Consider the following 22,238-nt stretch of genomic DNA (forward strand, 5'->3'; position numbering starts at 1 on the left):
TCCTCAGTCGGGGACGCCGGACAGGAAGTTCTTCATGCGCTTCAAGGCTTCGTTCCTGCCCCGCTCGGGCCGGTCCAGCAGGATGTAGTGCGTCGTGTTCTTGGGCTCCCAGACCCTGACCTCTTCCGCATGGACCAGGTCTTCCCTGAGCGCCGCGATATCGCCGGCGCGCGTCCAGAGGTCGTATTCCGGGCTGATGACCATCACCCGGCAGTAGACCTGGCTGGCGTGGACGAGCTTGTGCCCGTGCCCCATGTAGAAGCTGTCTTCGAGCATGCCGTTGGGGCTGCGGTAGCTGGGCGGCTCCCGTTCCAGGCTGGTCGGATCGCCATCGATCAGCGCCTGCTCGAACGCGGCGAGGATGCGCGGGTCCCGCCACGAATCCTTGTCCTCGACGGGAATCTGCCGATCCCAGCCTTTGCGGAGCATGTCGACCTGATTGAAGTAGTAGTTGCCGTATTTCTCCTGATTGAAGCGCCCCGGTTGGCCGGGAGCCTCCCAGCGCGAGCCGCTGCCGATCTCCGGGTGGTCGGGCACGCCGCCATAAAGCGGGTTGTAGAGGATGATGTGGCTGACCTTCTCGGGCCAGAGCGCCGCGTACATCAAGACGAGCGTCCCGCCCGTGCCCCAGCCGAACAGGCCCACGCGTTCCGCTCCGGTCTCGGCGCGTAGCGCGTTCACCGCCGCGTCGATGTCGCGGGTTATCTCCAGCGAGCGGACGATCGGCTTGGTTGGCTGCGGCGGCTGATCCATCTCCTTGGGGCGCTGGGAGTTCCCGAAGCCGCGGGCGTCCGGGATGAAGCAGACATGGCCGGCGCGGGCGAGGTCTTCCGCCAGCGAGCCGCCCTCGACGGGAAGGTCGAACTCGCTGATCCCGGGAATGCGCGTGCCGTGCATCAGGATCATCGGCGTCGCCGGCGCTGCCGCGGGCGTCGCGAGCTGGACGCCGCGGATGCCGATCTCGACATCGTCGATGGTTCTGACCTTGAAGTCCTTGCGGGCGAATTCCATCGCTTGTCGTTCCTGTGGCGGGTGTAGCTCGTGCGGGGTGAAGGCTGCTGGCGCTCGGGTCAGGCCTGGTCCTCGACGAAGACCTGCTTGCGCGTCTGCGCGATCGCCGGCATGGCGACGATGATGAGGACGACGACCGCGACCGCCAGCAGCACGGCGCTGATCGGCCGGGTCAGGAAGACCGTGGGGTCGCCGCCGGAGATCAGCATCGCGCGCCTGAGCTGGTGCTCGAAGAGCGGGCCGAGGACGAAGCCCAGGAAGAACGGCGCCCATTCGCACTCGAACTTCGACGTGACGTATCCGACCAGCCCGGCGATGACGATCAGGTAGACGCCGAAGGGCGAGTTCGAGACGCTGTAGACGCCGATGCAGCAGAAGGTGACGATCGCCGGGAACAGGATGTTGTAGGGCACGCGCAACAGGCTAACCCAGATGCCGATCAGCGGCAGGTTGAGCACGATCAGCATGGCGTTGCCGATCCACATCGACGCGATCAGCCCCCAGAACAGGTCCGGCTTGTCGACGATGACGTTGGGCCCCGGCGTAATGCCCTGGATCGTCATCGCGCCGATCATCAGGGCCATGACGGGCGTCGCCGGCAGGCCGAGCGAGAGCATGGGGATGAAGGAGGTCTGCGCCGCCGCGTTATTGGCGGATTCCGGCGCGGTCACGCCCTCGATCGCGCCCTTGCCGAATTCGGCGCTGTTGGGCGAGATCTTCTTCTCGAGGTTATAGCTGACGAAGGACGACAGCAGTGCGCCGCCGCCCGGCAGCACGCCGAGCAGCGAGCCGATCGCGGTGCCGCGCAAGGCGGGCGCGATCATGCGGCGCAGGTCGTCCCGGCTCGGCCAGAGGCCCGTGACCTTGCCGATGACCGTGCGCGGGAGATCCTCGTTCTCGAGGTTGCGCAGGATCTCGCTGATGCCGAACACGCCGACGGCGATCGCCACGAAGTCGAGCCCGTCGAGCAGGTCGACGATGCCGAAGGTGAAGCGCGGCTGGTTGGTGTAGATGTCCGTCCCGGTCAGGCCGAGCAGCAGGCCGGCGCAGATCATCCCGATCGCCTTGACGAGGGAGCCGGACGCCAGCGCGATCGACGAGACCAGCCCGATGATCATCAGGGCGCAGTATTCCGTCGGCCCGAAGCTCAGCGTCAGCGCCGTCAGCGGCGTCGCCACCACGGCGACGAGAAGCGTCCCGACCGTCCCGGCGAAGAACGAGCCGAGCCCCGCCGCCGCCAGTGCCGGCCCGGCGCGGCCGCGCAGCGCCATCTGGTAGCCGTCGATCATCGTCACGGTCGACGACGCCTCGCCGGGCAGGTTGACCAGGATCGCGGTGGTCGAGCCGCCATATTGCGCGCCGTAATAGATGCCTGAGAGCATGATCAGCGACGTGACCGGCGGCAGCCCGAAGGTCAGCGGCAGCAGCATCGAGATCGTCGCCAGCGGGCCGATGCCGGGCAGCACGCCGATGACGGTGCCGAGGAAGGCGCCGAGCAGGCAGAAGGCGAGGTTTATCGGCAGGAAGGCGACGGAGAAGCCGAGCTCGAGATGGTTCAGAAGGTCCATGTCGCGAGCCCCGTGAACCAGGTGCCGACGACCGGCAGCGGCAGCCGCACGCCATAGGCGAAGACGCCGGTGCAAATGACCGCCAGCATCAAGGCCGCCAGACCGGCCTGCAGCCAGTTCATCCGCGCGCTGGCGAGCGAGCAGATCAGCACCGTGCAGAACACGCTGGCGAAGAGCCCGAGCTCGCGCAGGAATGTGCCGAACAGGATGACGGCGAGGCAGATCGCGACGACCGGGCGCCAGGCGAAGCGGCCGGGCAGGCCGGTGCGAAGGCCAGCGAGCAGCGCGCGGATCGTCAGGAGCGCGCCGATGCCGGCGAGGATGGTGCACAGGACCAGCGGAAAATAGCCCGGGCCCATGTTGAGCATGACGCCGAATGGCAGGTCGCGATAGGCGATCCAGCCGTAGACCAGCGCCAGGAGCAGAAAGCTCAAGCCCGCTCCCAGGTCTTTTTGATTGATCGCCATGGTGCGTCCTCAAGACAATCTGCCGTCGGGCCGAGCGCGCGCCGTCCCCCCGGAAACGAGGTCGCGGCTTCGCAAGCCGCGCGTTATTTCTTGGCGAGCATGCTGGCGTAGAAGTCGGCCAGGCGGGCGTTGAGGTCGCGGTTGCCGTCCTCGCCGAGATTCAGGGCCTCGTTCTCGAACTTGGCCATCTGCGCCTCGTAGTCCGGGCTCTTGACGGCCTGCGCGACGGCCTCCTTCAGGCAGGTCTTGACGGGCTCGGCGAGGCCGCGCGGCGTGATCAGGATCGTGTGGGAGTTCAGCGGCTGGGCTTTCGAGCCCTGCTCGGCGAGCGTGCCGGAATCCGGCGCATAGGGCACCCGCCGGTCGATGATCGAGGCGAGCTGCTTCATCTTGCCGGACTTGATCTGCGCCACGTGCAGCGTGCCTTGCGTGGTGGCGTCGACATGGCCGCCGAGAGCGCTCGTCATCGCCTCCGCCGCCCCCGTGCCGGGCACTGCGATGAGGTTGACCTTGAACTCCTCCGCCAGCTGGCGGATCAGCACTTCCTGGTTGATGCCGGCGACCGAGACGGTGGCGCGGCCCTTCTGCTTGGCGTAGGCGACGAGGCCGGCAAGGTCGCTATAGGGCCGGTCCGACAGCGCGACGAGGCCGAGCCAGGTCTGCATGCCCGATCCCAGATAGTCGAAATCCCGCCATGTGTAGCCGACATTGCCCTGGGCGGGGTTGACCGAGATGGCGTCGGTGCCGGCGACGCCGACGATGTAGCCATCGGCCGGCTGGCTCTTGAGCCAGACCGCCATGCCACCGCCATTGGCCCCCGGCTTGTTCTCGACGACGATCGTCCATTTCTGCTGCTTCTCCATCGCGTTCGCGATGGAGCGCGCGATGACGTCGGTCCCGCCGCCGGCCGCAAAGCCGACCACGAAGCGGATCGGCTTGTCGGGAAACCCGCTCGGACACTTGGCGGCTTCTGCCGCAGCTCCAGTCATCGCGAAGGCACAGAAGGGCGCGGCAATAAGCAATCGCAAGGAATGCTTGTTGAATCTGGATGTCATGGCGCTTCCCCGTTTTTTAAATTCATACATCGCACGACGTCGTCCACCGAACGGAACTGGGCCTGTTTCGCCGGTCGAAAATCAATCTCTGCCCCCGGCTGTCGGCTCCCGCGATCGGATAGGAGTGAAGGATCGCCAGTTCGCGGCGGTGCCGATGGGCCCGTCCGACTCCACATCACCGACAGGAGATCGCATCGATGTCTGGGGCCCGCCCTGCCGCCACCGAATTTCGCAGCCGGATCAGCCGGAAGGAGCATGTGCTCGGAACCTTCATCAAGACGCCGACCAGCCACACGACCGAGATCGTCGGATCGATCGGCTTCGACTTCGTGATCATCGACCAGGAGCACGCGCCCTTCGACCGCAACTCCATCGACATGGCCTGCCTCGGTGCCAGGGCTTCGGGAACGGCCGCGCTGGTCCGGGTCGCCGAGCCGACGCCGGCCAGCATCCTCTCCGTCCTCGACCTGGGAGCGACCGGCGTCCTGGTCCCGCATGTGGATTCGCCGGAGAAGGCCAGGATGATCGCGGCCGCCTGCCGCTACCGCGGCGGAAACCGCGGCTTCTCGAACACGACGCGGGCCGGCAATTTCGGCGGCGCGTCCTTTGACGATCACATCGCGGCGCAGGACGCGCAGGTGGCCTGCGTGGCCATGATCGAGGATGAGGTCGCGCTCGACCAACTCGACGCGATCGCCGCGGTCGAGGGCATCGACGCCTTCTTCATCGGCCGCGGCGACCTGACCGCCGCCCTCGGCATCGAACGCATGGAGGCCGCCGTCAGGCGGATCGCCGCCGCGGCGCGCGCCGCGGACAGGACGACGATGGTCATGGTGTCGAGCAAGGCGGACGCGAAAGCGATGAAGGACCTCGGAGCGACGGCCTTCATCGTCTCCAACGACCAGAACTTCCTCAAATCCGCCGCGAGCGCGGCGCTCAAGGACTACGGCGACCCGGCAGCTTGGTAAGAGACCGCTTGCGAATTCTACTGGCGCAGCCGTCTGGCGCGGCTGTCTGCGCTTCCGGTGCTCACGGACCGATGTCCGCTGCGCTCCGGTTCTCGACAGCCACGCCAGCCAACCCACGCCAGCGAATTCCCAAACGGTCTCTAAGGGCCGCGGGCGGATCCCACCGGTCGCTTTCACCGGGCCTCATCAGCCTGGTGAAAGTGGCGCCAGGCCGGTGGGCAGACGGCCCGCCTCGACCGGCGGAGCGCCGGCGCCGCGCATCAGCAGGGCCAGGTTCTCCTCGATCTTGCGGCGGGTTTCTCCGAGCGGGGCGACGATCTGCGCGCTGATGTTCTGCAGCGGCACCGCCGTCTTGTAGAAACTCACCGATATGGTGGCGAGCACGCGGTCGTCGAACATCAGCGGCATGGCGAGCGTCGTCATCTGCTTGGGTTCCGTGCGCGGGTCGCGGACGGCGAAGCCCGCCTTGCCGGTGCTGCGCAGGCGGCTCAGCAACTGCCGGAAGTCGGCCTCCGTCTGGGCGTCGAACTCGTGATGCGGGTCGTCGCGCAGGCAGGCGAGGATCTTCTCCCGCTCTTCCTCCGGGCAATAGGCCATGTAGGCCCGGCCCATCGCCGAGCTCAGCAGCGTCGGCCTCAACCCCAGCACCGTGTTGGTATGGGCCCAGGGGCTGATCGCGCCGGTCCAGAACTGGATCGAGATCGCGTCGCCATCGAGCACGCCGATGCCGATCGGCCATTTGATCCGCTGCGTGAGTTCGATGGCGGGGACGCGCGAGGCCTCGATCACCATCGATATGCCGTCATAGCCCTTGGTCAGCTCATGCACCCGGCAGGTCACGCGATAGCCGCCGAACATGTTGTCGCGGGCGACGTAGCCATCCGCCATCAGGGTTTCGAGCATCCTGATGATCGTCGGCTTCGGCAGGTGGGTGGTGGCGTGGATCGCCGTCACCGAGGCGATGCGCAGCCGGTTCACGGCCCTCAGGACTTCCAGCGCGCGCTTGACGGATTGCACCGGGGGATAGGACCGCTTGCCGGGGTCGGACAGGCCGCGCCGGGAATTCGTTCGGCAGCGTTGTGCAGGAGGTTTTTCTTGGCTTGGTTTTTCTTGGCTTGGTTTCCCTTGGCGTAGAGCGTTGTCGCTCGCCGCTCGGGCGGCCAAGACCTGGTCGAGATTGGCCATGTCTTCCGGATGCCGGAGACCTTCCATAGCGTTTCTCCCATGTCAGTGTCCGTGATCCCGGACACTTTGTTGTTGGGAGGATCGTAGCATGAAACGAGGGCCGCGACGGTTTGGGACGATACGTTTCGCCCTGCGAAATCGCCGCCTCGTCAGAAGCCCGCGATAGTAGAATTATCAAGCGGGCTCAGAAGCCGACCCTGTCGCTGCCCTTCAACCCCAGCACGGCGCGCGCATCGTCGGAGGATGCCAGCTCGAGGCCGAGCCGCTCGGCGATCCCGCGGATCAGCGTGACCTGCTCGGCGCTGGAGCGGGCCAGCTTGCCCGGGCCGATCCAGAGGGAATCCTCCAGCCCGACGCGCACGTTCCCGCCCATGGTGGCGGCCATGGTGGCGATCCTGATCTGGTGGCGCCCACCGGCGAGCACGGACCAGCGGTAGTCGTCGCCGAACAGCCGGTCGGCGGTGCGCTTCATGTGCATCACGTCTTCGGCGTGGACGCCGATGCCGCCGAGGATGCCGAACACGGACTGGACGAAGAAGGGCGGCTTGATCAGGCCGCGATCGGCGAAGTGCGACAGCGTGTAGAGATGCCCGATATCATAGCACTCGACCTCGAAGCGGGTGTCGTTCTCGGTTCCGGTGCGCAGGATGTGTTCGATATCTGCAAAGGTATTTTTGAAGATTCGGTCGCGAGAGCCTTCGAGATAAGGGTGCTCCCAGTCGTGCTGGAAGGTCTTCGTCCGCTCCAGCATCGGATAGATCCCGAAATTCATCGAGCCCATGTTGAGCGAGGCCAGTTCCGGCTTCAGCTCCCTGGCCGGAGCCAGGCGCTCTTCGATGCCCATCGTCGGCGAGCCGCCGGTGGTCAGGTTGATGACGCAGTCGGAGCGCTGCTTGATCGCCTGCACGATCGGCAGGAAGGCCTCGGGCGACTGGTCGGGCTTGCCGGTCTGCGGGTTGCGGGCGTGGAGATGGACGATCGCGGCGCCGGCCTCGGCCGCCTCCACGGCCGCATCCGCGATGGCGCTGGCCGAGACGGGAAGATGCTCCGACATGGAGGGCGTATGGATCGCACCAGTGATGGCGGCGCTGATGATGATCTTGGCCATTGCAGGGTTCCGTTTCCGTGTGGGGTGCCGGTGGCTGGGTTCGCGCGGCAGGTGCGCGGCTAGTCCGGCGGGAAGATCGTGCGGGCGATAGGGTGGATTCCGCCGTTGGGCGCGGTCACGGGAAGCGTGTCGTCATCATGGCCCCGTCTGTTGCAGCTTCGCCGGAGCATGCGCTCCGGCGAAGGGTCGCCTATCGTTGGGCCGAATGCAGGTCAGGTCGAGGAAAAACCGCCGCGATCCGGCCCTGCATTTTCACGCGCTCTTCTGCCAGGACAGGAGCGTGCCCTTGGTGACGATCTTCGAACCGTCCGTCTCCGGCATCGGATATTCCGCCTCGTTGAGGACGAAGCCGGGCTTGCTGGCGAAGTCGAGGCGGGGCGGGCAGAAGATGTCGTAGAGCGAGGACTCGCCGTTGCCGGTGTCCCGCGAGGTGTGGACGACATTGGCCGGGATGATGATCACCGACGGGGTCGGGATCTCGTCGTGATTGTCCGGGCGCCATTCGGCCAGGTTGGCGTTCCACGGCCAGCGCAGATGGTGGATCCAGGTGCCGTGCAGCGTCAGCGACGCCTGCTCGAAATCCTCGTGCCAATGCGGGCTGAGCGCGGCCGTGTCGCGGCGGGTGTGATAATGCGCGAACAGGTTCACCATCATGTTGGTGGAGCGGAACAGGCGCGGCTGGATCCGCTCGCCCTTGGGGTCGGCAAAGGGCGCCAGCGGGTAGTGCCGCAGCTTGAAGCCGTCGACCGGGTCCGGCCAGGGCTGAACGGGGGCCACCTCGGGCGCGCCGTCGGCATAGGTCGCGGCGTTCCAGGCCTTGTCGAGCAGGTCCTTCGCCTGGCTGGTGATGATGCGGGCGATCAGGCCTTCGCTGCGGGCCGTCACCACGCTCGGGCCGGGCGGCACGATGGTGAGGGAGTCTTCGCCAGCCTCGATCTCCTCGTTGCCGGCCTTGATCGTCGCCGTCGTGCCGGGCGGCAGGATGACCATGTACTCGTCGGCGTTGTCGGTCCGGACCAGCGTCGCGCCCGGCTTCACGCGCGAGACCGTGACGACGAAGTTGCCGCCCCGCGTGATCCAGGTGCGCGTCCCGGCGGCATCGGTCTCCTGCGCTGCCATCGTGTCGAAACAGGCAACCGAGGCCTGTCGTGCTGCCGTTTCCGTCACTGCGCTCTCCTGAGAAAGGGTTGCCGGCCTGTCGCCGGATGGGGCTCGCCACCTCGGCGAGGCCATCGCCCACGGTAGTCGCGCCGTGTCGCCGGCCGCCAACCCGTTCCGAAGCTATTTCAGGCTCCGAAACCAAAACGCCCGCGAAATGCGCCGCGGCCATCGGCGGGCAGCGTCATTTTCATCGAATGAAACATGGGAAATGACCGCGCAGCCGCGCCGAATGCCGCGCTAGCTTCCGCTCAAGCCTTTCCGCCTCCGGGTCAAATCTCTCCCCCGGGGGCCAGTCTCCCTGCCTCCGGGCAAGCCAATCGAGGATTCAATGGACTCTCAAGATCGCATGCGCGCAAGGCATGAGCTGGAAGCGCTTCTCGCGGATTACTGGCACGACGTCGACACCAATTGGGGACGCAATGCCGGCGACTACTACACCGACGACGCGCTCTTCGAGTCGACCTATGCCAGCTACAAGGGCAAGGCGAAGATCCAGCAGTTCTACCAGTATCGCCTCGACCGCGGACCGCGCGTCGCCGTCCACGCGGTGACGAATTTCCGGGTCGTCCTGGACGGCCCGGACCGCGCCACCTGCAACTGGTACCTGCTGCTCTTCGCGGCGGACGGCAAGCCGATCCTGCCGACCAACCCGCCGATCCAGATCGCCCACATGACCGACCGCTGCGTCAGGCAGCCCGACGGCCGCTGGCTCTACGAATACCGCAAGTTCGAGACCTGGTTCGAGGGCGGCGTGCCGACGACCAATCCCAATCTCGACGACAAGTAGGGCCTGCCGAGAAAGTAGCATCGGGGCGCGCATGAACGCACCTATCCAGTTCCACAAGCCGAGGCGCAGCACTGACGCGGAGCACGGCATCGTCCACCGCGACGATGCCGCCTTCTGCGGCTGGCCGTTCTATTGCGGCTTGTGGACGTTCCCGGATGGAAGCCTGCTGACCGGGTTCAAGAAGATCGCCAAGACCTATGACGAGGCCGCCGAGATCAGCCACACCCGCCTGACAGTGGGGCAGGGCCAGCTCAAGACGATCCGCTCCAGCGATGGCGGCAAGAGCTGGGACCAGGACAGCCTGAACACCGTCTTCGACCTCGGCACCTCGGCAGAGGAGATCGACCGCACGGGCGGCGACAATTACGATGACGAGCCGCCGCTCGATTTCCTCGATCCGAACGTGATCGTGATGTCCGGTGCGATGCCGGCCTTGCTCAAGCCCGACAGCCGCGCCTGGCTGCGCATCTCCGCCGATGCCGGGCGCAACTGGCGCCGGACCATCCTGCTGCCGCTGCACGGCCTCGGCTCCCTGACCGGGCATGGGCCGCCGACCATCCGCGGGGACGGCGTGGCGCTGCTCGGCATGTCGACCACGACGCCGGACGGCTGGACCAACAGGCCGCTGATCTATGCCAGCACAGACGGCGCGCGCTGGAATTTCCTCTCATTCGTCACGCCCGCCATCGAGGGCGGCTCGGCTGTGAGCGACAGGACCGAGCTGCCGCTCTTCGGGGCCATCCGGCATCTCTACGCACGGCCGCTCGCCCTGGCGGATGGCCGCATTCTCGCGTCCCTGCGCTTCCAGCGCGATGCGCGCGGCATCTTCTGGACCGATGTCTTCGAGAGCCGAGATGGCGGCCGGACCTGGCATTTCCTGTCGCGGGTCAACGATTGGGGCGCCCCCGGCGACATCGTCGAAATGGCTGATGGCCGGATCGTCTGCGTCTACGGCTACCGGCTCGCCCCCTACGGCATCCGCGCCCGCGTCAGCGAGGACGGCGGGCGTAGCTGGGGTTCCGAACTCATCCTGCGCGACGATGGCGGCAGCTGGGACCTCGGCTATCCCCGCGTCGTCGAGGTCGCGCCCGGACGCCTGCTCACCGTCTACTACATGAACACCAGGGACGATCCGATCCAGCTCAATGGCGGCGTCCGCCACATCGCCCGCACCCTGTTCACGCCGGACTGAAACGCCGCCGCGCCCTATCGATCGACAACAAGAAACGTGGACCGCAAACAAGAAACTCGGGAGGACAAGCCACATGATCCCGCTCTCAAAGTCCCTGGCCGCAGTGCTTGCCTGTGTCATCGGCCTCTCGACGGCATCGGCCGCGATGGCCGCCGACACCTATCCGAGCCGGCCGGTCACCATGATCGTGCCGTTCGGGGCAGGCGGCGGCACCGACGTCATCGCCCGCACGGTCTCGGACGAGCTCAGCCGGGCGCTCGGTCAATCCATCGTCGTCGAGGCAAGGCCCGGCGCGAACGGCGCCATCGGCTCGGCCGTCGTCGCGCGCGCCGTGCCTGACGGCTACACCTTGCTGTTCACGGCGCAGTCGACCTATTCGCTCAACCCCAACCTGATGAAGGACCCGCTCTTCGATCAGCTCAAGGATCTCGTCCCGGTCGCCTCGATCGGCCGCAGCCCCTGGCTGATCGCCGTGCCGATGGAGAGCGAGTTCAAGTCGCTTGCCGACGTGGTCGCCTATGGCAAGGCCAATCCCGGCAAGCTCGTCTTCCCGTTCTGGCAGAGCAGCGTCCTCGTCACCGGCGAGACCTTCGGGCGCATGGCCGACATCCGGATGCGCAAGGTCCCCTACAAGGGCCAGGTCGAGGCGAACACGGACTTCCTCGGCGGCCGCCTGCCGCTCATGGTGACGGATATTGCCGGTGGCCGGGCCCCGGTCGAGGCCGGCAAGATGCGGCTCCTCGCCTCGACGACGGCCAAGCGCTCGGCCGCCTTCCCGGACGTGCCGACCATGCGCGAGCAGGGCCTCGACGTCGTCACGGATTCGATGCTCGCCGTCTTTGCGCCCGCGGGCACGCCGCAGCCGATCCTCGACAGGCTCAATCAGGAGGTGAGCAGGATCGTCCTCGGCTCCGAGAAGGTCCGCGACCGGCTAAGGCAGCTCGGCCTCGAACCCACCGTCATGACGCAGAACGAGGCCGACGCCTTCGTCCGTTCCGAAATGACGCGCTGGGAAGAGATGATCCGGCGCGCGGGCCTGCAGAAAGAGTGAGCGGATGCGCCGCCGGAGGCCTGTGAGATGAGCGCATCGGGGGCAGGGCGCGGCCGGCAATGGGTGCGCGGGCCGCAGGACGTCGTGGCCGGCGTCGCGGTCATCTTGATCTCCGCGGTGATCCTGTACGCCTTGTCGCTGATCACCACCACGAGCTACTCGGCCTTCTCGCCCGCGCTCTTTCCGCGTCTCTGCACCTACGTGATCATGGTCGGCGGGCTGGCCTTGATCGCCCGCGGCTTGCTCAGGACCGGGCCGGGTCTGGGGCGGCTGCCGTTCCGCCCGGCCGTACTCGTCACGCTTGCCGTCGTCGCGTTCGGCTTCGTCAGCCCTCGGCTGGGCTATGCGGTGGCCGGGTTGCTGACGCTTCTGATCGGCGGGCTCGCCGCGCCGGACGTGCGCTTTCGCCAGCTGCTGGCCGTATCGCTCATCCTCATCGTCTTCAGCGTCGTGCTGTTCAGCTATGTCCTGAAGCTGACGATGCCGGCCGTCATTCTTCCCGGCCTGAGCTTCTGATGTCATGACGTCATTGCTCGCAAACCTCGAACTCGGCCTGTCCATCGCGCTGACGTTCAACAACATCCTGCTCTGCCTGCTCGGGTGCCTGATCGGGACGCTGATCGGCGTGCTGCCGGGCATCGGGCCGATCGCGACGATCTCGATCCTGCTGCCCTTCACCTTCGGCATTCCGCCGGTGGGCTCGATGATCATGCTCGCGGGCATCTATTACGGCGCGCAATATGGCGGCTCGACCACCGCGATCCTGGTGCGGATGCCGGGCGAAGCCAGCTCGATCGTGACCATCATCGACGGCAACGCGATGGCGCGGAACGGCCGGGCCGGGGCGGCGCTCGCGCTTGCGGCGCTGGGCTCGTTCGTCGCCGGTTGCGTCGCCACCATCGTCATCGGCGCCTTCGCCGAGCCGCTCGGCCGGATCGCGCTCTATCTCGGGCCGGAAGACTATTTCGCGCTGATCGTGCTCGGCCTCGTCTTCGCCATCGTCCTTGCCGGCGGCTCCCTGCTGAAAGCGATCCTCGCCGTGCTCTTCGGCATCGTCCTGGCCACGGTCGGCACCGACATGGAGACCGGCGCGCAGCGCCTGACCTTCGGGCTCCCCTCGCTGCTGGAGGGCCTGAGCGTCTCGATCCTCGCCATGGGCATCTTCGGCATCGGCGAGATCCTGCACAATGTCGAGAACGCCGAGGGGCGCCCGGTCGTGCAGGCGGCGATCGGCCGGCTCTGGCCGAGCCGCGACGAGCTCCGGCGCTCCGCCGGGCCGGTGATGCGCGGGACGTTCCTCGGCTCGCTGCTCGGCATCCTGCCCGGCAGCGGCACCTTGCTCGCGCCCTTCGCCTCCTATGTCGTCGAGAAGAAGATCTCGCGCGATCCCAGTCGCTTCGGCCACGGCGCTCCCGAAGGCGTCGCGGGGCCGGAGGCCGCCAACAACGCCGCCGCGCAGACCTGCTTCATCCCGCTGCTCAGCCTCGGCCTGCCGCCCAACGCCGTGATGGCGCTGATGCTCGGCGCGATGACGATCCAGGGCATCGTGCCGGGCCCGCAGGTCTTCACCAAGCATCCCGACCTGTTCTGGGGCATGGTTGCCTCCATGTGGGTCGGCAACGCGATGCTGCTGGTGATCAACCTGCCGCTGATCGGCCTCTGGGTCTCGCTGCTGAAGGTGCCGTACCGGCTGCTCTTCCCGGCGATCCTGCTGTTCTGCTGCATCGGCCTCTATTCCGTGAACCGGCTGCCCGAGGACGTCTATTTCATGGCGGGCTTCGGCCTCGTCGGCCTTGCGCTGGCCAAGCTCGGTTTCGAGGCGGCGCCGCTCCTGCTCGGCTTCGTGCTCGGCGACTCGCTCGAAGCCAATTTCCGCCGGGTCCTCATTCTGGGCGACGGCGATTGGACCAAGTTCGTGTCGAGCCCCGTCGCCGTCGTGCTGCTGCTCGCGGCCCTGGCCATGTTCTGCGCGACGCTGTTCCCGAGGGTCCGCAAGGGCCGCGAGGAGGTCCTCGTCGAGCAGTGACGGGACCGGTTGCCAACGGATCGCGCGAGAGGCGGTCGTCGCGAAAAAATGGCGGGCCGGGACCTGTGTTCCATGGGGCGAAATAGCGTCAGTTAGCCCGCCGGCCGTGCCGATGCCGCTGTCTAATGCGCTTCCCATCGCGCACATGGAAACAGGCTATGGCATTCGAACTGACACCGGAGCATGCGATACCCGCGGCTCATCGTCCGGCCGTCGAGCGGCTCCTGGTCGGATCCGTCGACCTTCATTGTCATTCCGGCCCCTCGCTGATGCCGCGCTCGCTCGACAGCGCGACCGCGCTCGAGGAGGCCGCGCAGGCGGGCATGCGCGCCGTCCTGGTCAAGGACCATTTCTATGGCGCGACGCCGCTGGTGACCCAGCTTCAGACGCTGTTCGCGGCGCGCGGGGTGACGCTGCTGTCAGGCGTGCCGCTCAACAATTCGATGGGTGGGCTCAACCGCTTCGCCGTGGCCCACGGCCTCAATATCGGCGCGCGCTATGTCTGGATGCCGACGCTGTCGGCCGCCAACCATGTCGCCTACGAGCGCGGCAAGCTCGACCCGAAGGGCAATTTCCCGCGTCCCACGAAGGCGATGCCGGAGGCCGAGCCGCTGAGCGTGCTCGATGGCGCCGGCAAGCTTCGCGAGGAGCTGGGGCCGATCCTCGATCTCATCGCCGCGCATGACGCGGTGCTCTCCTCCGGCCATCTCAACATCCGCGAGATCTGGCCCCTGTTCGAGGAGGCGAAGCGGCGCGGGGTGACGCGCATGGTCACCAACCACCCGACCTACATCATCGGCGCGTCATTGGCCGATATCCGCGCGCTGGTCGGCATGGGCGCCTATATCGAGCACTCGATCGGCATGTACGTGCCCGTGACCACGGAGCGCAATCATCGTCCCGACGAGCTCAGGGACGTGATCGAGGCCGCCGGCGTCGGCCGCACCTTCTTCGGCTCCGATCTCGGCCAGCGCAATAACGGCCATCCGATCCTTGGCTTCAAGCACATGGTGAGCATGCTGTTGACGCTCGGCTACTCGAATGACGACATCACCCGCATGATCTCGGGGAATGCCGCCGCACTGGTAGGCCTCGACCGCGCCGCGGCCTGACGGGGCCTTGGTGTCCGCCCGAAAAGCGCCTCTGCGGCCGGAGAGTTGGACTCCTCCCTTCCCCCTTGCGGGGAAGGGTATGGGGATGGGGGGCGGACGACTGGGTGCTGCGCTGCTCATTTGCTGGCGGCTGTACCGGTGATGGTGGCTCAGGAATGACGCTGCTTGTTCGGACTTTTCGCCCCCCACCCCAACCCCTCCCCGCGAGGGGGAGGGGCTCGCGCGCTCGATCCGGTAGCATCGATCCCCTTTTTGCTCAGACTCTCAGGTGAAGTACAGGCGAAGCGGCGTCGTTCCGGAAATGATCCGCCGGACCGCGGGGTCCGGCACCCAATCCTCGAAGGCGGCGATCGTGTCGGCGTAGGTGACCTCGTCCTCGAAGGCGGCGAAGGGCCAGTCGCTGCCCCAGACCAGGCGCTCGCCTCCGGTGAGCTTCACCAGCGCCTGGGCGTATTGCTTCGCCTCGGAGGCCGGCTTGAAGCGGAACCCGCCCGAGAGCTTCACCCAGGTCCGGCCGCGCTCGACCGCCGCCATCAGCGTCTTGAACGCCGCGCCGTTGATGCCTTCCGGCGTATCGAACAGGCCGAGATGGTCGATGACCACCTTCGCGCCCGAAGCTTCCACCGCCGCGACCGTGTCGGCGAAGCGGTGCGCCCGGTCGGTCAGGTGGACGTGCCAGCCGAGATCGGCGACCCGGCGCAGCAGCATGCGGTAGTCGCCGCTATGAATGTCGGGGATCTCGTCGAGCAGCTCCCAGACGAAGCGGATGCCGACGAAGCCCTCCGCCTGCATCCGCTCGAGCTGGTAGATGTCGGTCGTCGGCGCGACCGTCGCGGTGGCGCGCAGGCGGCGATGGCGCTTCAGCGCCGCGCGGACATAGTCGTTGTAGAGCCCGTGCAGGCTCGCGGCCGCGATCACGCCGAAGGTCACGCCATGCGTGTCGAGCGTCTCGATCAACTGCTCGATCGTCGCGTCCCGCCCTTTCCGGTGCCAGGCCCTGTCGATCAGCGGCAGGTCTTCGCGCCAGACATGGAAATGGGAATCGACGAGCGGCGGTTCGGATAAAGGCAAGATGCGCTCCACTTCAAAGGCCAGACCGTAGCCATCCAGCCTGACATTCCGGCATCCCCGGTTCGACCTGGGCATGGCCCATTTTCAGACCGCGAAATCCAGGGCCGCAAGCCAGCCGACGCCTCGCAGCTGACCTAATCTCGCGGGAGAGCGCAACCCGTTCGAGCATGAAGACGCACGGGAACCAGGTCCGGGGAGGCACTGCCAATGGCCACGACCATGTTCGATCTTTCAGGCCGGGTGGCCATCGTCACCGGCGGCAATGGCGGCATCGGCCTCGGGCTGGCGCGGGGGCTGGCGAAGGCCGGGGCCTCGATCGTCGTCGCCGGGCGCAATGCCGCCAAGAACACGCAGGCCGCCGCGGAGCTGCGCGGCTTCGGCGTCGAGGTGCTGGAATTCGCCCTCGACGTCCGCAAGCCGGAATCCTGCCGCGCACTGGTCGAGGCGACGGTCGCGCAGTTCGGCAAGGTCGATATCCTCGTCAACAACGCCGGCATGAGCTATCGCCGGGCGCCGCAGGACTACACGCTCGACGAATGGAACGAGGTCTTCGAGACCAACGTCACCGGCGCCTTCGTGCTGTCCCAGGCCTGCTACCCGCACTTCCTCGCGGCCGGCGGCGGCAAGATCATCAATACCGGCTCGATCGTCTCCGTGATGGGCTCGCCCTTCTCGATCGGCTATGTCGTCAGCAAAGGCGGCATCCTGCAGATGACGAAGGCGCTCGCCTGCGCCTGGGCCAAGGACAACATCCAGTCGAACGCCATCCTGCCGGGCTGGATCGAGACCGACATGACGACGGGCGCCCGCCGCGACATTCCCGGCCTCAACGACCGGGTGCTGGCGCGCACGCCTGCGGGGCGCTGGGGCAGCCCGCAGGATTTCGAGGGCATCGCGGTGTTCTTGGCCGGCCCCGCCTCGAATTTCCTGAACGGCGCGGCCATCCCGGTCGATGGCGGCTATCTCTCGCTGGCTTAGAGCAGCGGCCTCGCGGCTACTTCGCGTCCTCGACGAAGATCTCGTCGCGTTTCCTGGCGATGGTCGGCATCAGCGCGACGACGAACATCACCGCGGCGAGCGCCAGCATCGCCGCCGCGATCGGCTTCTGGACGATGATCATCGGGTCGCCCTGCGAGATGGTCATGGCGCGGCGGAAATATTCCTCGATCATGGGTCCCAGGACGAAGCCGAGCAGCAGCGGCGCCGGCTCGCAGCGCAGCTTCGTCATCAGGTACCCGACGAAGCCGAAGGCCACCATCACGACGAGGTCGAACGGGTTGGTGTTGACCGAATAGACGCCCACCGACGCGAACGCGATGATCGCCGGGAACAGGGCCCGCTGCGGAATCCGGAGCAGCCTGACCCAAAGGCCGATCATCGGCAGGTTGAGTACCAGCAGCATCAGGTTGCCCATCCACATCGAGGCGATGACGCCCCAGAACAGGGCTGGGTGGGTGTTCATGAAGTCCGGCCCCGGCGTGACGCCCTGGATGATCAGGGCCCCCATCATCAGCGCCATGATCGGGTTCGAGGGGATGCCGAGCGTCAGCATCGGCACGAAGGAGGTCTGCGCGCCGGCGTTGTTCGCCGCTTCCGGCCCGGCCACGGCCTCGATCGCCCCCTTGCCGAAGCGCTCGGGATGCTTCGAGACGCGTTTTTCGAGCGCATAGGAGCCGAAGGAGGCGAGAAGCGGGCCGCCGCCGGGCAGCACGCCGAGGACGGATCCCAGGATCGTGCCGCGCGCGATCGGCGGCAGGGCGGTCTGCATGTCCTCCCGCGACGGGATCATGCTGGAGATCTGCGCGACCTCGGCCGGTTTGGTGAGCTCCTCCTCGAGCCCGGTGAGGATCTCCGAAATGCCGTAGATGCCGGCGCCGAAGGCGACGATGGGGATGCCGTCCGCCAGGCCGTCGAGGCCGAGCGTGAAGCGCGCGCTGCCCGTGTAGATGTCGGTGCCGACCGTGCCGAGGAGCAGGCCGCACAGGATCATCGCCAGCGCGTTGACGAGCGAGCCGTTCGCCAGCGTGATCGAGGCGACGAGGCCAAGCGTCATCAGCGCAAAGTACTCGACCGGCCCGAAGCTCAGCGCCAGCATGGAGAGCGGGATGGCGAACAGCGCGATCAGCACCGTCGCGACCGTGCCGGCGATGAACGAGCCGATCGCCGCGATGCTCAGCGCGGTGCCGGCCCGGCCCTGCCGCGCCATCTGGTAGCCGTCGATCGCGGTGACGGCCGACGAGGCCTCGCCCGGCAGGTTGATCAGGATCGCGGTGGTCGACCCGCCATATTGCGCGCCGTAGTAGATGCCGGCGAGCATGATGATCGAGGCCTCCGGCGAGACCTTGAAGGTGATCGGCAGCAGCATCGCGATCGTCGCCAGCGGCCCGACGCCGGGAAGCACCCCGACCGCCGTTCCCAGGAATGCCCCGACGAAGCAGAACAGGATGTTCATGGGCTTGAGCATCGTCGCGACGCCAAGCTCGAGATTGGAGAACAGATCCATGACGGCCTCTCAGAGTCCGGCCCAGGAGCCGAACAGCGATACGGGCATTTTCAGCAGGTAGACGAAGATCCCGGTCGAGAGCGCGGTGAGGCCGAGCGTGACGAGCAAGGCGAAGCGCCAGCTCATCAGCCGGCTGCTCCAGCACGCCATCAGCGTGCTTGTCGCGATCGCGAGGATGAAGCCGCCGGGGCCGATCAGCAGCGCGAAGGCCACGGGCGCGCCGAGCACCAGGGCGAAGGCGCGCAGGCCCGCCACGCGCGCCGGCCGCGCGGCATGGCTGAAGGCGCGGGCGCCGATCACGAGCGCGAGCACAGCAAGCAGCGTCGCGATCATCAGGGGGAAGAAGCCGGGCCCCATCGCGCCTGGCGTCCCGATCTTGAGGCCGCGCCAGGCGGTGAACGCGAAAAACCCCGCCGTGCCCAGCAGCATGACACTCGTGACCAGGTCGGTGAGGCTGACCTGGGCGCGCTGCACCCGCAACTCCATGGGCTTCCTCCGGGCCGGCTTCTTCTTTCAGCTCAGGTTAGAGCACCAAGCCGCGTTGTCGCGGATGCGAGCCGCATTTTCGCGGGCCGAAATCATCATGGTTTCGCACGCGGCCGCGGGCGTCGCAGACCTAGTCTGCCGGCATCGGGCTCACTGAGAGACTCTGAACGCTCTGCCGAACGAAGCCCGCTGATTTCAGGGTAGGGAGCTAGCCATGCGTTTCATTCGACACGTCTTTTTGGCCTGCCTCATCGGGGCCGGCACGGTCGCCGCCGGCGTCACCGGCGCCATCGCGAAATGGCCGATGGACCGCACGATGACGATCGTCGCGCCGTGGCCGGCCGGGACCGGCGCCGACATCGTCGCGCGGGTCATCGCCGACGGCCTCCAGAAGAAATGGGGCAATACGGTCATCGTCGAGAACAAGGTCGGCGCCACCGGCAACATCGGGCAGAACTACGTCGCGAAGGCCGCGCCGGACGGCTACACCTTCATCGTCTCGACGCCCGGCCCGGCCGCCAACAACATGCTGACCTTCAAGGCGCTGCCGTTCAACCCGCTGACGGATTTCAGCTTCGTCACGGTGACGAACGAGGATCCGATGCTGGTCGTTGCCGGTCCGCGGCTTCAAGCGACGTCCGCGAAGGAGTTCCTCGACTTCGCCAAGGCCAATCCGGGCAAGGTCCAGTTCGGCCATCCCGGCCATGGCACCTACGCGCACATGACCCAGCTGGCGCTGCAGGACCTGCTCGACATCAAGTTCAACCTCGTCGCCTATCGCGGCGCGCCGCAAATGGTCAGCGACATGCTCTCGGGCCAGATCGACGCCGTCATCGACCTGACCGGCGGTTACCTGCCGCAGATCAAGGCGGGCAAGCTCAGGGCGCTCGTGATCATCGGCAACAAGCGGCTCGAGCAATTGCCGGATGTGCCGACCATGCGCGAACTCGGCGTTGATTTCACCGCCGAGCCCTGGTACGGGCTGGAGGCGCCCAAGGGATTGCCGCCCGAAATCCTTGCCGAGATGAACGCGGCGGTGGTGGAGATCCTCAAGAGCCCCGCCACCAAGGAGAAGCTGGCCGGCGCCGGCATCACGCCGAGCTGGAGCACGCCCGAGGCGTTCGAGAAGATGGTCAAGGCTGAAGTCGAGAAATGGCGGCCGATCGTCACGAAGTACAACATCACATCCGAGTGACGCGTGCCTGCGCCGACGATCCCGATCGTCGGCGCATTTGCAGAGGTTGCGGCCGGTGACGCGGCCATGGTCAATGCCAGAGATTGGTCCGCGCGAGATCGACGATCTCGTCGCCGCGGCCGCTGAACACCGCCTTCAGCATATAGAGCGTGAAGCCTTTCGCCATCTCGGCGGTGATCGCCGGCGGGATCGGCAATTCGGTGCGCGCCACGACGGCGTCGACGAGAACGGGGCCGTCATGGGCGAGCGCGGCGGCGATGCCGCTCTCGACATCGGCCGGGTCCTCGATCCGGATGCCCTTGATGCCCACCGCTTCCGCCATCGCCGCGAAGTTCGGATTCTTGAAATCGGTGCCGAAGGGCAGGAACCCGGTCGATTTCTGCTCGACCTCGATAAAGCCCAGCGCGCCATTGTTGAAGACCACGATCTTCGCCGGCAGGTTGAGCTGGGCAAGGGTAAGAAAATCGCCCATCAGCATGGTGAAGCCGCCATCGCCCGACAGCGAGATCACCTGGCGCGTCGGAAAAGCGGCTTGCGCGCCGATCGCCTGCGCCATCGCATTGGCCATCGAGCCGTGCCAGAACGAGCCGATCAGGCGCCGCTTGCCGTTCATGGCGAGGTAGCGCGCCGCCCAGACGGTGGGCAGGCCGACATCGCAGGTGAAGACGGCGTCGTCGGAGGCGAGGTCGCTGATTGCCTTGGCGATCTGCTGCGGGTGGATCGGCCGTTTGCCGGGCGTGCCGACCGCGAGCTTGTCGAGGTCCTTCCGCGCGCGGCCGTAATGCGCCACGGCCTTGTCGAGATGGGCGCGGTCCTGCTTGTCCTTGAGATGCGGCAGCAGCGCTTCGATCGTGCTGCGGATATCGCCGACGAGGCCGAGATCGACCGGGGTGCGCCGCCCGATCTGCTCGGGCCGGATGTCGACCTGCGCGACCTTCGTGGATGAACCCTTCGGATAGAACTGCCGATAGGGGAAATCGGTGCCGAGCATCAGCAGGACGTCGCAATCCATCATGGCGTAGTAGCCGGACGAGAAGCCGATCAGCCCGGTCATGCCGACATCGTAGGGGTTGTCCCAGGCGACATGCTCCTTGCCGCGCATGGCGTGGACCATCGGCGCTTTGAGTCGTTCGCCGAGCGCCAGCAGGGCGTCATGCGCGCCCTCGCAGCCGGAGCCGCAGAGCAGGGTGACGCGGGCATCGCCGTTGAGGAGCGCCGCCAGCTTCTCCAGGTCGCCGGCCGGCGGGACCACCACGGGCCGGTTCGGCAGCAGGCCCGCAAGCTTCGTCGCGGGAGCCTCCGCAGCCTTCTGCAGGGCGACGTCTCCCGGCATCACCACCACCGACACGCCGCGCTTGCCGAGGGCCTCGCGGATGGCGATCTCCAGCACGCGCGGCATCTGGTCGGCGCCCGCGACGAGCTCGCGGTAGTGGCTGCATTCGCGGAACAGTTCCTGCGGGTGCGTCTCCTGGAAATAGCCCGAGCCGATCTCGGAGGAGGGGATCTGCGCCGCGATCGCCAGCACCGGCACGCGCGAGTGATGGCAGTCGAACAGGCCATTGATGAGGTGCAGGTTGCCCGGCCCGCAGCTGCCGGCGCAGACCGCGAGCTCGCCCGTCAGATGCGCCTCGGCGCCTGCGGCGAAGGCGGCGACCTCCTCGTTGCGGACATGGACCCATTCGATCTTGCCCTGCCGGCGCAACGCGTCGGTCAAGCCGTTCAGGCTGTCGCCGACGACCCCGTAGATTCTCTTGACGCCGACGGCGGCCAAGGTGGCTGCGAACTGGTCTGCGACGCTGTCCGACATGTCCTGATCTCCGTTTCGCGCTGGTCCGGTTGAGTGGCCTTGCAGGATTATGCAGGATGACTTGCCGATAATGGCGGCGAGACGACGAAGCCCGCCCCCAATGTGATCATCGCGCTGCGACGGGCTTGGGCCTCGCGCTGGAGGTCAGCAGGTCGAAGCGCCGGAAACATGGGCCGCCAAGCAAATGGAACTCCACCTCATCATATCCGGCCGGGTTCAGGGAGTTGGCTACCGGCAATGGCTGTGCGGGCGCGCGCTCGCCGCAGGCGTCACCGGCTGGGTTCGGAATCGGGCCGATGGCACGGTGGAAGCCGTGCTGTGCGGGCCAGCCGAGAGCGTCGAGGCCCTAGTTGCCGCTGCGATGGCCGGGCCACCGGGCGCGAGGGTCGACGACATCCGCCGGCGCGAGGCCGAGGCGGCGCAGGTCGATCAGGCCGGCAAGGCGTTCTTCATCGCCTCCAGCGCCTCATAGGCTGCGGCTCCAC

General features: G+C 66.9%; 21 protein-coding genes. 10 read left to right on the forward strand and 11 right to left on the reverse strand.

Annotation, left to right across the window (positions count from 1 at the left end; translation table 11 throughout):
* Positions 1-3 precede the first annotated feature (3 nt).
* From DWF00_RS21025 to DWF00_RS21040, 4 genes are all read right to left on the reverse strand, one after another.
* A complete protein-coding gene (locus DWF00_RS21025) occupies positions 4-1,011 on the reverse strand; it encodes an alpha/beta hydrolase (protein WP_114829849.1) in 1,008 nt (335 codons plus the stop codon).
* A 59-nt stretch (positions 1,012-1,070) separates the two neighbouring features.
* Positions 1,071-2,579: a tripartite tricarboxylate transporter permease gene (locus tag DWF00_RS21030; protein WP_114829848.1), complete on the reverse strand. Its 1,509-nt coding sequence runs from the start codon at positions 2,577-2,579 to the stop codon at positions 1,071-1,073.
* Entirely contained in the window at positions 2,567-3,013 is a 447-nt protein-coding gene (locus DWF00_RS21035) for a tripartite tricarboxylate transporter TctB family protein (RefSeq protein WP_181832692.1), read from the reverse strand. The genes DWF00_RS21030 and DWF00_RS21035 overlap by 13 nt, the downstream gene beginning before the upstream one ends.
* A 116-nt stretch (positions 3,014-3,129) precedes the next feature.
* Complete coding sequence (locus DWF00_RS21040; RefSeq protein ID WP_181832691.1) at positions 3,130-4,101, reverse strand: tripartite tricarboxylate transporter substrate binding protein; 972 nt, start codon at positions 4,099-4,101, stop codon at positions 3,130-3,132.
* 197 nt (positions 4,102-4,298) lie between these two features.
* Between DWF00_RS21040 and DWF00_RS21045 the strand changes: the two genes are divergently transcribed.
* Positions 4,299-5,069, forward strand: a complete 771-nt coding sequence (locus DWF00_RS21045; RefSeq protein ID WP_114829845.1) for an HpcH/HpaI aldolase family protein — start codon at positions 4,299-4,301, stop codon at positions 5,067-5,069.
* A gap of 186 nt (positions 5,070-5,255) precedes the next feature.
* Here the strand turns inward: DWF00_RS21045 and DWF00_RS21050 are convergent, their stop codons facing one another.
* The 3 genes from DWF00_RS21050 to DWF00_RS21060 all read right to left on the reverse strand — a co-directional run bounded on the left by DWF00_RS21050 (position 5,256) and on the right by DWF00_RS21060 (position 8,529).
* Positions 5,256-6,281: a helix-turn-helix domain-containing protein gene (locus tag DWF00_RS21050; RefSeq protein WP_114829844.1), complete on the reverse strand. Its 1,026-nt coding sequence runs from the start codon at positions 6,279-6,281 to the stop codon at positions 5,256-5,258.
* 157 nt (positions 6,282-6,438) lie between these two features.
* The gene (kce, locus tag DWF00_RS21055; RefSeq protein ID WP_114829843.1) at positions 6,439-7,362 is read right to left on the reverse strand and encodes a 3,5-dioxohexanoate:acetyl-CoA acetone transferase; all 924 of its coding nucleotides are present in this window, start codon (positions 7,360-7,362) and stop codon (positions 6,439-6,441) included.
* A gap of 252 nt (positions 7,363-7,614) precedes the next feature.
* Positions 7,615-8,529: a hypothetical protein gene (locus tag DWF00_RS21060; protein ID WP_147283716.1), complete on the reverse strand. Its 915-nt coding sequence runs from the start codon at positions 8,527-8,529 to the stop codon at positions 7,615-7,617.
* 340 nt (positions 8,530-8,869) lie between these two features.
* On the opposite strand from DWF00_RS21060, the gene DWF00_RS21065 reads away from it, so the two are divergent.
* The 6 genes from DWF00_RS21065 to DWF00_RS21090 all read left to right on the forward strand — a co-directional run bounded on the left by DWF00_RS21065 (position 8,870) and on the right by DWF00_RS21090 (position 14,691).
* A complete protein-coding gene (locus tag DWF00_RS21065; protein WP_210208764.1) occupies positions 8,870-9,310 on the forward strand; it encodes a YybH family protein in 441 nt (146 codons plus the stop codon).
* A 31-nt stretch (positions 9,311-9,341) separates the two neighbouring features.
* Positions 9,342-10,502 (forward strand): sialidase family protein, encoded by a 1,161-nt coding sequence (locus tag DWF00_RS21070; protein WP_114829840.1) that lies wholly within the window; start codon positions 9,342-9,344, stop codon positions 10,500-10,502.
* A gap of 73 nt (positions 10,503-10,575) precedes the next feature.
* Positions 10,576-11,553: a Bug family tripartite tricarboxylate transporter substrate binding protein gene (locus tag DWF00_RS21075; protein ID WP_181832689.1), complete on the forward strand. Its 978-nt coding sequence runs from the start codon at positions 10,576-10,578 to the stop codon at positions 11,551-11,553.
* 27 nt (positions 11,554-11,580) lie between these two features.
* Positions 11,581-12,069 (forward strand): tripartite tricarboxylate transporter TctB family protein, encoded by a 489-nt coding sequence (locus DWF00_RS21080; RefSeq protein WP_114829838.1) that lies wholly within the window; start codon positions 11,581-11,583, stop codon positions 12,067-12,069.
* A 4-nt stretch (positions 12,070-12,073) separates the two neighbouring features.
* A complete protein-coding gene (locus DWF00_RS21085; protein WP_114829837.1) occupies positions 12,074-13,579 on the forward strand; it encodes a tripartite tricarboxylate transporter permease in 1,506 nt (501 codons plus the stop codon).
* Between the two features lie 158 nt (positions 13,580-13,737).
* Entirely contained in the window at positions 13,738-14,691 is a 954-nt protein-coding gene (locus DWF00_RS21090) for a DUF6282 family protein (protein ID WP_114829836.1), read from the forward strand.
* A gap of 264 nt (positions 14,692-14,955) precedes the next feature.
* Here DWF00_RS21090 and DWF00_RS21095 read toward each other — a convergent pair whose 3' ends face one another.
* Positions 14,956-15,762 (reverse strand): amidohydrolase family protein, encoded by an 807-nt coding sequence (locus DWF00_RS21095; RefSeq protein WP_181832688.1) that lies wholly within the window; start codon positions 15,760-15,762, stop codon positions 14,956-14,958.
* 207 nt (positions 15,763-15,969) lie between these two features.
* Between DWF00_RS21095 and DWF00_RS21100 the strand changes: the two genes are divergently transcribed.
* A complete protein-coding gene (locus DWF00_RS21100) occupies positions 15,970-16,740 on the forward strand; it encodes a glucose 1-dehydrogenase (protein ID WP_114829834.1) in 771 nt (256 codons plus the stop codon).
* A gap of 16 nt (positions 16,741-16,756) precedes the next feature.
* On the opposite strand, the gene DWF00_RS21105 is transcribed toward DWF00_RS21100, so the two are convergent.
* Entirely contained in the window at positions 16,757-18,265 is a 1,509-nt protein-coding gene (locus DWF00_RS21105; RefSeq protein WP_114829833.1) for a tripartite tricarboxylate transporter permease, read from the reverse strand.
* Between the two features lie 9 nt (positions 18,266-18,274).
* Complete coding sequence (locus tag DWF00_RS21110; protein ID WP_114829832.1) at positions 18,275-18,751, reverse strand: tripartite tricarboxylate transporter TctB family protein; 477 nt, start codon at positions 18,749-18,751, stop codon at positions 18,275-18,277.
* A 214-nt stretch (positions 18,752-18,965) separates the two neighbouring features.
* On the opposite strand from DWF00_RS21110, the gene DWF00_RS21115 reads away from it, so the two are divergent.
* Positions 18,966-19,946, forward strand: a complete 981-nt coding sequence (locus tag DWF00_RS21115) for a Bug family tripartite tricarboxylate transporter substrate binding protein (RefSeq protein WP_114829831.1) — start codon at positions 18,966-18,968, stop codon at positions 19,944-19,946.
* 70 nt (positions 19,947-20,016) lie between these two features.
* Here DWF00_RS21115 and poxB read toward each other — a convergent pair whose 3' ends face one another.
* Positions 20,017-21,753: a ubiquinone-dependent pyruvate dehydrogenase gene (gene poxB, locus DWF00_RS21120; RefSeq protein ID WP_114829830.1), complete on the reverse strand. Its 1,737-nt coding sequence runs from the start codon at positions 21,751-21,753 to the stop codon at positions 20,017-20,019.
* A gap of 184 nt (positions 21,754-21,937) precedes the next feature.
* On the opposite strand from poxB, the gene DWF00_RS21125 reads away from it, so the two are divergent.
* Complete coding sequence (locus DWF00_RS21125) at positions 21,938-22,225, forward strand: acylphosphatase (protein WP_114829829.1); 288 nt, start codon at positions 21,938-21,940, stop codon at positions 22,223-22,225.
* The last annotated feature ends 13 nt before the right edge of the window (positions 22,226-22,238 follow it).

This window comes from Allobosea caraganae (genome assembly GCF_003351345.1).
Classification (GTDB): Bacteria; Pseudomonadota; Alphaproteobacteria; order Rhizobiales; family Beijerinckiaceae; genus Allobosea; species Allobosea caraganae.

What these genes read in the sequence shown, in the direction of transcription:
- DWF00_RS21045 (WP_114829845.1), top strand. Translation starts at nt 4,299, where the DNA reads ATGTCTGGGGCCCGCCCTGCCGCCACCGAATTTCGCAGCCGGATCAGC.
- DWF00_RS21040 (WP_181832691.1), bottom strand. Translation starts at nt 4,101, where the DNA reads ATGACATCCAGATTCAACAAGCATTCCTTGCGATTGCTTATTGCCGCG.
- DWF00_RS21090 (WP_114829836.1), top strand. Translation starts at nt 13,738, where the DNA reads ATGGCATTCGAACTGACACCGGAGCATGCGATACCCGCGGCTCATCGT.
- DWF00_RS21050 (WP_114829844.1), bottom strand. Translation starts at nt 6,281, where the DNA reads ATGGAAGGTCTCCGGCATCCGGAAGACATGGCCAATCTCGACCAGGTC.
- DWF00_RS21100 (WP_114829834.1), top strand. Translation starts at nt 15,970, where the DNA reads ATGGCCACGACCATGTTCGATCTTTCAGGCCGGGTGGCCATCGTCACC.
- DWF00_RS21065 (WP_210208764.1), top strand. Translation starts at nt 8,870, where the DNA reads ATGCGCGCAAGGCATGAGCTGGAAGCGCTTCTCGCGGATTACTGGCAC.
- DWF00_RS21070 (WP_114829840.1), top strand. Translation starts at nt 9,342, where the DNA reads ATGAACGCACCTATCCAGTTCCACAAGCCGAGGCGCAGCACTGACGCG.
- poxB (WP_114829830.1), bottom strand. Translation starts at nt 21,753, where the DNA reads ATGTCGGACAGCGTCGCAGACCAGTTCGCAGCCACCTTGGCCGCCGTC.
- kce (WP_114829843.1), bottom strand. Translation starts at nt 7,362, where the DNA reads ATGGCCAAGATCATCATCAGCGCCGCCATCACTGGTGCGATCCATACG.
- DWF00_RS21105 (WP_114829833.1), bottom strand. Translation starts at nt 18,265, where the DNA reads ATGGATCTGTTCTCCAATCTCGAGCTTGGCGTCGCGACGATGCTCAAG.
- DWF00_RS21110 (WP_114829832.1), bottom strand. Translation starts at nt 18,751, where the DNA reads ATGGAGTTGCGGGTGCAGCGCGCCCAGGTCAGCCTCACCGACCTGGTC.
- DWF00_RS21030 (WP_114829848.1), bottom strand. Translation starts at nt 2,579, where the DNA reads ATGGACCTTCTGAACCATCTCGAGCTCGGCTTCTCCGTCGCCTTCCTG.
- DWF00_RS21125 (WP_114829829.1), top strand. Translation starts at nt 21,938, where the DNA reads ATGGAACTCCACCTCATCATATCCGGCCGGGTTCAGGGAGTTGGCTAC.
- DWF00_RS21080 (WP_114829838.1), top strand. Translation starts at nt 11,581, where the DNA reads ATGAGCGCATCGGGGGCAGGGCGCGGCCGGCAATGGGTGCGCGGGCCG.
- DWF00_RS21075 (WP_181832689.1), top strand. Translation starts at nt 10,576, where the DNA reads ATGATCCCGCTCTCAAAGTCCCTGGCCGCAGTGCTTGCCTGTGTCATC.
- DWF00_RS21085 (WP_114829837.1), top strand. Translation starts at nt 12,074, where the DNA reads ATGACGTCATTGCTCGCAAACCTCGAACTCGGCCTGTCCATCGCGCTG.
- DWF00_RS21025 (WP_114829849.1), bottom strand. Translation starts at nt 1,011, where the DNA reads ATGGAATTCGCCCGCAAGGACTTCAAGGTCAGAACCATCGACGATGTC.
- DWF00_RS21115 (WP_114829831.1), top strand. Translation starts at nt 18,966, where the DNA reads ATGCGTTTCATTCGACACGTCTTTTTGGCCTGCCTCATCGGGGCCGGC.